Annotated in this window: 10 protein-coding genes; 2 read left to right on the top strand and 8 right to left on the bottom strand. The window is 62.7% G+C overall.

The genetic code is table 11. The features are described 5' to 3' along the window. Positions 1-686 precede the first annotated feature (686 nt). The 8 genes from NKH03_RS33265 to NKH03_RS33300 form a co-directional block, all read right to left on the bottom strand. Positions 687-1031, bottom strand: coding sequence for a hypothetical protein (locus NKH03_RS33265; RefSeq protein WP_352873605.1), 345 nt, complete (start codon positions 1029-1031; stop codon positions 687-689). Between the two features lie 140 nt (positions 1032-1171). Continuing rightward, the gene (locus NKH03_RS33270) at positions 1172-2287 is read right to left on the bottom strand and encodes an ABC transporter substrate-binding protein (protein ID WP_352873607.1); all 1116 of its coding nucleotides are present in this window, start codon (positions 2285-2287) and stop codon (positions 1172-1174) included. A gap of 74 nt (positions 2288-2361) precedes the next feature. Beyond that, positions 2362-3294, bottom strand: a complete 933-nt coding sequence (locus NKH03_RS33275) for an SMP-30/gluconolactonase/LRE family protein (protein ID WP_352873609.1) — start codon at positions 3292-3294, stop codon at positions 2362-2364. 29 nt (positions 3295-3323) lie between these two features. Further along, positions 3324-4379 carry an ABC transporter permease gene (locus NKH03_RS33280; RefSeq protein WP_352973116.1) on the bottom strand — a complete coding sequence of 352 codons (1056 nt, stop codon included), beginning with the start codon at positions 4377-4379 and terminating at the stop codon, positions 3324-3326. 18 nt (positions 4380-4397) lie between these two features. Continuing rightward, on the bottom strand, positions 4398-5894 hold the full coding sequence (locus NKH03_RS33285; RefSeq protein WP_352873613.1) for a sugar ABC transporter ATP-binding protein: 1497 nt from the start codon (positions 5892-5894) through the stop codon (positions 4398-4400). Between the two features lie 81 nt (positions 5895-5975). Next, a complete protein-coding gene (locus NKH03_RS33290) occupies positions 5976-6860 on the bottom strand; it encodes an NAD(P)-dependent oxidoreductase (protein WP_352873615.1) in 885 nt (294 codons plus the stop codon). After that, the gene (locus tag NKH03_RS33295) at positions 6857-7429 is read right to left on the bottom strand and encodes a gluconokinase (protein ID WP_502911036.1); all 573 of its coding nucleotides are present in this window, start codon (positions 7427-7429) and stop codon (positions 6857-6859) included. The genes NKH03_RS33290 and NKH03_RS33295 overlap by 4 nt, the downstream gene beginning before the upstream one ends. Continuing rightward, positions 7404-8141, bottom strand: a complete 738-nt coding sequence (locus NKH03_RS33300; protein WP_352873620.1) for an SDR family oxidoreductase — start codon at positions 8139-8141, stop codon at positions 7404-7406. The genes NKH03_RS33295 and NKH03_RS33300 overlap by 26 nt, the downstream gene beginning before the upstream one ends. 173 nt (positions 8142-8314) lie before the next feature. Here NKH03_RS33300 and NKH03_RS33305 point away from each other — a divergent pair, with 173 nt between their 5' ends. Both NKH03_RS33305 and NKH03_RS33310 read left to right on the top strand, forming a co-directional pair. Further along, entirely contained in the window at positions 8315-9235 is a 921-nt protein-coding gene (locus NKH03_RS33305; protein WP_352873622.1) for a 2-hydroxyacid dehydrogenase, read from the top strand. Positions 9236-9250: 15 nt separating this feature from the next. Further along, a partial coding sequence (locus tag NKH03_RS33310; protein ID WP_352973117.1) for an alcohol dehydrogenase catalytic domain-containing protein occupies positions 9251-9918 on the top strand: 668 nt, incomplete at its 3' end.

A 9918-nucleotide genomic window follows, 5' to 3' on the forward strand; every position in this document is an offset into this window, starting at 1 on the left:
CCGTGGCACGCTGATCAGCCCGGCCCCATGCCGGAGAACGCGGCGACCAAGCCGTCAGCTACACCACTTCCTGGGACACGATCGACATTAACGCACATGTAGCCTTCCAAGCCAATGTCGAATGAGCGCTGTGGTGCCAGTGCCGAAGCCGGTCCCAGAGACCTTCCAGCGACGAGTTCGAGCCGGCAATGACTAAAATTGCTAGCGTCCGTCCGGGCGTTAAAAACCGAAAAGTCTTGGGATTCGACTCGGCGTGAATACGCTCACAAGAGGCTCACCGAGGAACCGCGCGCTTTTCGGCGTTTTGGAACCCAGAAGACGAGACTAGAAAAAGCGCCAGTACAGCCTGGCAACCAATATCGGGCCCTTTCCGCACGGACTTGATATTTGCAGCGAATGAGGTTGTTGGATCTATTGAATCATTGGCCTGTTCGACGCAAAGACCGCTTGCAATCTGGTTTCTGCAGGGAAACTTGAACCACTACCAACAAGCCCGTTGGTCGATCGGCTTCTCTCAAGCGGATTGGTGCAGCGGCCCTCGGCGTGGGCCCGCATCGTCAAAATGCCTCGTATCGTCCCATACAGTCCCTCGGCCAATCGCGACGTCAGGTCCGAAGGTTCAGATCATGGACACGCAATCACCGATACGGCCGTTCGCCGATGGCGGCAATTGAGAACGTTGTCGATCAAGGTCCCGATCGGACTGGTGCGTACTCATTGGATTCGAAGACGTGATGATGAACGCGCCCGGTGAACATTTTCAGCAATTCTCCGGTCACGTCGCGGCTTTGAAACCTGACATTGGACTGCAGCGCCCGGCTGCAGGTATCCATGTCGGGATAGCGGATGGCAAGCGCCATGGCATAGACGGGAGCGCCGTCGTCACGCGCGGTGCCGTCCAGGACGCGCACCTCTTCCGCCCCAGGAAACTGCGTCCACAGCGGCACCAGCCTCTCCTTGACGAAGCGCCGGAACTCGCTCTCGCGCCCGGCGTGGATTTCCCCTTCGAAGAGGGCGTAACGAATAATCATGTCGGAGGTTTCCCGATTTTCTGCGGTTGAGAAGGCTGTCGCCCGATGGCGGAATGTGAAAAACCGGACAGTTCCGGATTTGCGGTGGGATGACGCCACGGTGCGGGCGCATCACTTGATGCGCCCGCATCGCTGCGCGGCTACTTGCCCCAGATCTTCTGGTATTCGTCCCGGTAGCCATTGCCGGGGTCGAACGCATTGTTCGGGCCGCCGTCGAACTCGACATTGTCGGCTGTCACGACATGCAGCGGCGATAGATAGCCCGACCATTTTTCGCCAGCGATGGCGCGGTTGAGCTCGTCGACCAATTGCCAGCCCTGCAAGTTGAGCGGTTCGGCGACCGTCACTTTCTGGAACTGGCTGGCGCGGATGCGCTGATACGCCGATTCCGAACCGTCGCCGGCGGCGACATTGATCGGCGCGTCGGTGCCGGCTTTGCCGGCGGCGGCGAGCGAGGGCCCCATGAAGTCGAAATAGAGATCGTTGATCGCTAGTGAGTGGGTCCAGGCGTCGCCGTATTTCTGCAGCAGCGAAGTGGTCAGCTGCGGCATGCGCTGGGAGGTCTCGGCGATCGGCGTGTCGACATATTCGAGCACCTTGCCGCCCAACCGTTCGATCTCCGCCTTCATCTTGTCGGCTTTGGCGATGGCGATGGCGTAGGTTGAATCGGTGAAGATAACGACGCCGGGCTTGCCCTTGGCATCGGCGTAGGCCCAGTCGGCCGCAGCGGTGGAGACTTGCATGGCGTCCGTCGACACGTTGGCGAACACGCCGCTTTTCTCGTCGGGCCCGATCACCGGTCCGGCATGCCAGGAGACCAACGGAATGCCGGCGGCCTTCGCCTGTTCCAGTGCCGGCGCCTGCTCGATGGCGTCAAAACCGTTGATGACGATGCCATTCGGCTTCAACGCCATGGCCTGGCCGAAGGCAGCGGTGCGGCCGCCGATCGAGCCGGCGCCGTCAATTACCTTGACCTCCCAGCCGATCGCCTTGGCCGCTTCCTCGACGCCGTTGGTAACGCCCAGAATGCCGCCGTTCTTGAGGTCGCCGGCGAGCACGACGATCGTCTTGCCTTGCTGCGCCTTCGGACCGGTGGTCGGGCCATCCCAGGCCGTGACCTTCTGCGCATATTTCTGGACGATCGCCATGGCGTCGGCCATCGCGTCCGCCCGGGCCTGGCCGGCGAACAGGGCCGGAGCAGCGATGGCGATCGTCATCAAGGCGACGGACGATTTCAGGAATGTTCTGCGTTGCATGTTGGTACCTCCCTTGGTTTCAAGAAATTGCATGGTCTTTCCGAACTCGGCTTTCGATTGGGGTTGCCGTCATGTCACTGACTGATATCGCCCGCCACCGGACCAACGCCGGCCGGATGTGCGTTGACGTAGATGGCGTAGAGGGATGTCTGCGCCGTGATGTAGAGGCGGTTGCGCTTGGGACCGCCGAAACAGACATTGGATACGAGTTCGGGAACCAGGATCCGGCCGATCAGGGTTCCGTCCGGTGCATGGACGCGCACCGAGTCGGCGCTGGAGGCCCAGATGTTGCCGTCGCGATCGAGGCGGAAACCATCGAACAGGCCTGCCCCGCATTCGGCAAGGATGCCGCGTGCACGCGCCGACCGGCCGTCGGCAAGATCATAAATCCTGATCGCGCGCGGCAGGCCGAGCACGTGACTGGCGCCGCTGTCCGAAACATAGAGGATCGTCTCGTCGGGCGAGAAAGCCAGGCCGTTCGGCTGCACCATATCGGTGATGACGGCGCTCACCTCGCCCGAAACCTCGTCGAACCGGTAGACATGGGAGCCGCCGATCTCCGCTCTGGCGATCTTGCCCTCGTAGTGGCTTTCGATGCCGTAGACCGGGTCGGTGAACCAGATCGTGCCGTCGGATTTGACCACCACGTCATTGGGTGAATTGAACCGCTTGCCGGCAACGGTCTCGACAAGCGTCCGCCAGCGCCCGTCATGCTCGAGCCGGGAGACACGGCGTCCGCCATGCTCGCAAGCAACGACGCGGCCTTCGCGGTCGAGCGTGTGGCCGTTCTGATTGTTGCAATGGGTCTCGAAGACACTGACGGAACCATCGCCTTCGTCGTAGCGCAGCAGCCGATCGTTGGGGATGTCCGACCACAGCAAATGCCTTGCGGCCGGTACATACACCGGTCCTTCCGCCCAACGGCTGCCGGTCCATAGCCGTTCGAGCTTGGCATGCCCGATCGTCAGCTTGCGGAACCGATCGTCGAGAACCTCGTAGTGGCTCATTTCATGATCCACGGGGTTGGTTCGGCTAGTCACTTCGAAGACTGTGCCACAGTCTTGATGCTGGCCCTGTGGGTGGCGCCGCGCTTGCGCTGGGCGTAGCCGGCAATGCCGATGGCAACGAGCAGCGTCACGCCGTTGAACAGCGGCTCCACGAAGAACGAGCCGCCGAACTGCTGAATGCCGGAAATACCGACCGCCAGGATGATGACGCCTGTCATCGTGCCCCAGACATTGACGCGTCCGGGTTTGATCGTGGTCGAGCCGAGAAAGGCGCCGACGAGAGCCGGCAAGAGATATTCCAGCCCGACGCTGGCCTGGCCGATGCGCAGCTTGGAGGCGAGGAGCACACCCGTCAGCGCCGTCAGGAAGCCTGATGAGATGAAAGCTCCGATGACAAAGCGGCGCACCGGAATGCCGTTCAGCGCCGCAGCCTTCGGATTGGCGCCGATGGCATAGACGTAGCGGCCGATCGGCAGATATTCGAGGATGATCCAGAGCACGACGGCAATGCCCAAGACGTAGAGGCCAGTGATCGGAAGCCCGAACACCATGGTGCCGTTCAGCGCGTAGAAGCCGTTGGGCAAAACGCCGATAACCTGCCGGCCGCCAGTATGCCAAAGCGCCAGGGCATAGAGAACCGTGCCGGTGCCGAGCGTGGCGATGAAAGAATCGATGCGGGCGACTTCAACCAGCAGGCCATTGAGGAAGCCGGTCGCGGCGCCGAGAAGCAGCACGATCATCACCGCCAGCGGCCACGGAACGCCGAACATGGTCTGCAGGCTGATGGCGAGGATGTGCCACAGCACGATGCCGTAGCCAACGGTAAGGTCAATGCGCCCGGATGCCATCGGGATCATCGCCGCCAGGGACAAAAGCGCGATGATCGTCTTGTCGGAGATGATCGAGCGCAGGTTGAGCAGCGTCGGGAACGTGTTCGGCAGCAGGATCGAAAACAGCAGGATCAGCAATACGGTGAGGATCACCAGGCCGTAGACCGGCAGCAACCTGATGATCTTCTGGCTAAGTGGCAAGCCCGCCATTTCGCCGCGGGTCGGTTCGAGTGCGCTGGATTCGATCGATTGCATGGCTTTGCTCCGGAAAAGTCAGGCGGCTTCGGAAGCCGATGCCGCGGTGATCACGGCGGATGTGGTCAGGTCGTTGCCTGTGAGTTCGCGAACGATGCGTCCTCGCGAAAACACCAAAGCGCGATGGCAGATATGGGCGATCTCTTCGAAATCGGTCGACACCACGACGACGGCGAGACCGGCTTCGAGCGCGCGGCCGATCAGCCGGTAGATCTCGGCCTTGGCGCCGACATCGACGCCGGCGGTCGGATCCTCGGCGATCAGCAATGTGCGACCGGTATGGAGCCAGCGCCCGACAACCACCTTCTGCTGATTGCCGCCGGACAACGCCTCGATCGGCAGGTTCGGGTCGTTGGGGCGCAGTCCGACCGAGCCGCCGATCACTCGGGCGAGAGCAGCCTCCTTGTGTGGCGCCAGGAAGGAGAACAGGCCGCGCTGACCGGCGCCGGGATTGAGGAAGCTGTTCTCCCGGATCGACAAGGAGGCCGCGATCGACTCCTCTGTCCTGTCGCGTGCGATCAGGCCGACGCCGGAGCCCATGGCGGCGATCGGGCTCGACAGGTCGGGCGCAACACCATTGATCGTCACCGATCCAGAAAAAGCCTGGCAGCCAAACAGCGCCCGGCCGACCAGCTCCTGCCCGGCGCCGCGCAGGCCGACCAGGCCGAGCAGCTCACCCTTGCGCACGTCGAAAGATACCGGGCCGGCGCCGGCGCAGACAAGGTCGCGCACGGCGCAGATCGTCTCGCCGGCCTGCGTCTGAGCCTTGCTGAAAACCTGGCTGACCGGACGGCCGACGATCATCTCGACCAGTTCGTCGGGTTTTGTATCGGCGACCTTCTTCTCACCGACCAGCCTGCCGTCGCGCAGCACGGCGACCCGGTCGGCGATGCGGAAAATCTCATCGAGGCGATGCGAGACATAGATCATGCCGACGCCGCGCTGCTTGAGCGGACGGATGGCGTCGAAAAGCCGCTCGACCTCGTCGGCCGGAAGGCTGGCGGTCGGCTCGTCGAGCACCAGCACATCGGCCTCGGTGGCCAAGGCGCGGGCGATGGCGACCAGTGATTTTTCGGTGCGCGTCAGGTCCTGGACACGCGTCGTCGGGTCGAAGTCGCAACCGACGAGCTTCAGCGCCTCGTGGGCACGTTGTTCGGTGGAACGCCAGTCGATCAGACCAGAGCGAAGCGAAAATCCCTGGGCGAGGCCGACATTCTCGCCGACCGTCATCCATTCGATCAGGCCGAGATCCTGGTGAATGAAAGCGACGGACTGGCGCTGGTTCGGCCGCGGCGGCCGATGATGATAGGGCTCGCCGCGAAACAGGATGTGGCCGCCATCGGGCCGGTAGATACCGGCGAGCGTCTTGATCAGCGTCGACTTGCCGGCGCCATTCTCGCCGAGCAGCGCCAGAATTTCGCCCTTGTGCAGATCGAGCGTCACGTCGGAGAGCGCGCGGGTGCCGCCGAACTCCTTCGTAATCGACTTGAACTCGATCAGTTTTTCCTCAGCCACGAAGCGTTTCCTCCCGAGATCGCAAAATTATGTTATCGATAACATTTCCGGGCGTCAAGCGGCAAGATCGAAGGCCCCCGATCAGCTTATCTTGCCGTCGAGCAGTCGCATCATCTCGGCCGAATCCCTAGGCCCCAGTCCGGCGGCGCACAGCAGGCGGTGAAGCTCCACGACCTGCCCTGTCATCGGCAGGGGCGTCTTGGTCTTCAGCGCGAAAGCCTGCAGCGAATCCAGATCCTTCAGCATATTGTCGATGCGGCCGGTCGGCGAAAAATCGCGGGCGGCGAACTTCCCCATGAACTCCTGCATGATGCTGGAATCGGCACGGCCGCCCTTGAGCGCCTCCGGGATCGCCTTCGGATCGACTCCGCCCGCTTCGGCGAGTTTTACGGCTTCGGCGACGGCCTGGAACAGCACCGCGCAGAACAGCTGGTTGATCAGCTTGGTCGTCTGCCCTGCCCCGCTCGGCCCCATGAGCGTGTAGTTGGCGCAGAGATGCCGCATCACCGTACGGGCGTGTTCAAAATCGGCCGCCTCACCGCCCGCCATGATAGTCAGCCGGCCGGCCAATGCGCCCGGAACGCCACCCGAAAGCGGGCAATCGAGCCATTTCATGCCGGTCTCGGCCGAGAGCCTGCTGGCCATTTGCGCGGTGTCGGCAGGATCGATCGAGGACATGTCGATCAGCAATTTTTCGGGTGACGCACTCGCCGCGACACCGCCATCGCCAAACACCACCGAACGCACGATATCGGCATGGTTGAGGCTGAGGATGACGAAGCTGCTCACCCGTGTTGCCTCGGCAACTGACGCGGCGGCAGCCGCACCCTTTGCAGTCAGGGCGGCGACCTTTGCCTTGTCCAGATCGAATACCGTAACCACTTGCCCCGTCTCGATCAGACGGGTGGCGATCGCCGACCCCATGATGCCGGCGCCGACAACGGCGACTTTTACTGCTTGCGTCATCTCAACGTGCCTTTTTCCTTGATCCTGACAGGGGCGACCCCAAAGGCGCCCAGCCCCTGCAACGCCGCATCGGCAATCCTGTCGACGGGCGCGGCGATGTCCACCGTGACCACCAGCGGTTCGTCGCCGGGATACTCCAGTGTGGCGAGCTGGCTGTCGAGCAGCGCCGGTGGAAAGAAATGGCTGCGTCGCTCGGCGATCCTGGCCTGTAGCAAGGCATGTGACCCGTCCAAAAATACGAAAAGCAACCGCCCGCCAGACCCGTGGCGAAGGCGATCGCGATAGGATTTCTTCAGCGCCGAGCAACTCGCGACGAGCCCATGGCCTTCCTCATCCGCATGGCGCAAGGCTGCACCCAACAGGTCAAGCCAAGGCCAACGATCATCGTCGGAAAGCGGTATGCCCGCCGACATTTTCTCGACATTGCCGCGCGGATGCAGCGTATCGCCTTCGACGAAGGCAAGTCCAAGCCGCGCGGCGATCTCGACGCCGACTCTCGTTTTGCCACAGCCGCTGACGCCCATCACGACGATGAGCGGGGGCTCAAAGGCAGGTTGTGATGCCGCCATCGACATAGAGCGTGTGTCCGTTGACAAAGGATGAAGCCGGGCCGGCCAGAAAAACCGCCGCGCCGACCAGTTCGCCGACATTGCCCCAGCGCCCCGCCGGCGTGCGGTTGGTCAACCAGGCCGAAAACTCGGGATTGTCGACCAGCGCCTGGTTGAGCGGCGTCTTGAAGTAACCCGGCGCGATGGAATTGATTTGCAAGCCATGCTTCGCCCAATCGGCACACATGCCGCGCGTCAGGTTGCGCACAGCGCCTTTCGTGGCCGTATAGGGCGCAATGTTCGTCCGTGCCAGTTCGCTCTGCACCGAGGCAATATTGATGATCTTGCCGCGCCGCCGCGGGATCATGTGCCGCGCCGCCGCTTGCCCGACGAAGAACACGCTGGAGATGTTGGTGCGCAGCAATTCATCCCACTTGTCGGCGGGAAACTCCTCGAGCGGCGCCCGAAACTGCATGCCCGCGTTGTTGACAAGGATGTCGATCGCGCCGAGCGTGGCCTCGATCTCGGCGACGCCTTTGACGACCGCTGCGTGATCGGTGACGTCGAAGACGGCGCTGTCGACCTTGTGTCCCTTCGCTGTCAGTGCATCCGCCGCCGTTCTGACTTTTTCGGCGCTGCGTCCATTGAGCACGATTTCGGCGCCGTGCTGCGCCAACCCCTCGGCCAGCGCCAGGCCGATCCCCTGACCCGAGCCGGTGACCAGCGCCCGCATGCCGGTCAAATCGAACAATGAACTGCTCAAATGCTCCTCCCGAAGAATGTCCCCTGAAGTGGTGCGATTTCCATCGCGCCGCGGCCAGACCCTATTGACATGAATGTTATCGATAACATAGTCAATGGGAAAAATGAACTCGCACAGGAGATGACGCGGTGACCGACATTTTGATGACAGGCCCCTATCCGGCTTGGGACATGGGAGACCTTGAGGCGAAATATCGCGTCCACAAGCTTTGGCAGGAAGAGGACAAGGACGCGCTGCTCTCAAGCCACGCCGGCGCGATCCGCGCCATCGCCACGCGCGGCGAGCTGGGCGCCAGCGCCGCTCTGATGGCAAAACTGCCGAAGCTCGAAATCGTTTCCTGTTATGGCGTTGGCACCGATGCCATCGACCTCGACTACGCCAGGGCGAACGGCATCCGTGTCACCAACACGCCGGATGTCTTGACCGAGGATGTGGCCGATATCGGCATCGGGCTGCTGCTCGCCGTCGCGCGAAAAATCCCGCAGGCAGACGCCTATGTGCGCGATGGAAGCTGGCGCAAGGGCAATATGGGGCTGGTTACGCGTGTCTGCGGAAAAAGGCTGGGCGTTGTCGGCATGGGCCGCGTCGGTGCGGCGGTGGCGAGGCGCGCGGCTGCCTTCGACTGCGCAATTTCCTATTTCGACAATCGCAAGCGCGACGATCTTCCTTATACTTTTGTCGGCGATCTGCTCGAACTGGCGCGCGACAGCGAATTTCTGATCGTAACGCTGGCGGGCGGCGAAAGCACGAAACACATCATCAATGCGGCGATCCTGGCAGCGCTCGGAGCGGACGGCATCGTGATAAACATCTCGCGCGGCAGCACGGTCGATGAGACCGCGCTGCTCGCCGCGCTGGAATCCAGCGCGATCAAGGGCGCCGGGCTCGACGTGTTCTGGAATGAGCCGACAATCGACGAGCGCTTTCTGAAGCTTTCCAACGTCGTGTTGCAACCACACCACGCCAGCGGCACGGTTGAGACCCGCAAAGCCATGGGTCGACTTGTCCGCGACAACCTCGCCGCCCATTTCGGCGGGCAATCCTTGCTGACACCGGTCGTTTGAGAAAGGATCGCGTTCATGAAGTCGATCGTCATCCATGCGGCAAAAGACCTGAGGATCGAAGAGACCGATCCGGGCGTTCCTGGCGATGGGCAGGTCGAGATCGCCGTCGAAGCGGGCGGTATCTGCGGCTCGGACTTGCATTATTACAACCATGGTGGCTTCGGCGCGATCCGCCTTCGTGAACCCATGATCCTTGGCCACGAGGTTGCCGGCACGGTGCAGGCGATGGGCGGCGGGGTTTCCACCCTCGCTGTCGGCGACCGCGTGGCTATCTCGCCCAGCCGGCCCTGCAATGCCTGCCGCTACTGCCTGCAAGGCATGCAGAACCAGTGCTTGAACATGCGCTTCTATGGCAGCGCCATGCCCATGCCGCATATACAAGGGGCGTTCCGCCAGCGCCTGGTCGCGGAGGCGTGGCAATGCCACAAGGTCGCGGATCACGTTTCCATCAACGAAGCTGCCTTCGCCGAGCCGTTCGCGGTGACGCTGCATGCCCTCAACCGCGCCGGCTCGCTGCTCGGCAAGCGCGTCCTGGTCACCGGTTGCGGGCCGATCGGCGCGCTTTGCATTCTCGCCGCCGGGGGGGGGCGCGCGCCCCGCGGCGGCCGGGCCCCCCCGCGGGGGGGGCGGGGGGGGGGGGGGGGGGGGGGGCGGGTGGGGGATAAAAAAGAAAAAAGACAACG

It is taken from the genome of Mesorhizobium sp. M1406 (assembly GCF_040317555.1).
Lineage (GTDB): Bacteria > Pseudomonadota > Alphaproteobacteria > Rhizobiales > Rhizobiaceae > Mesorhizobium.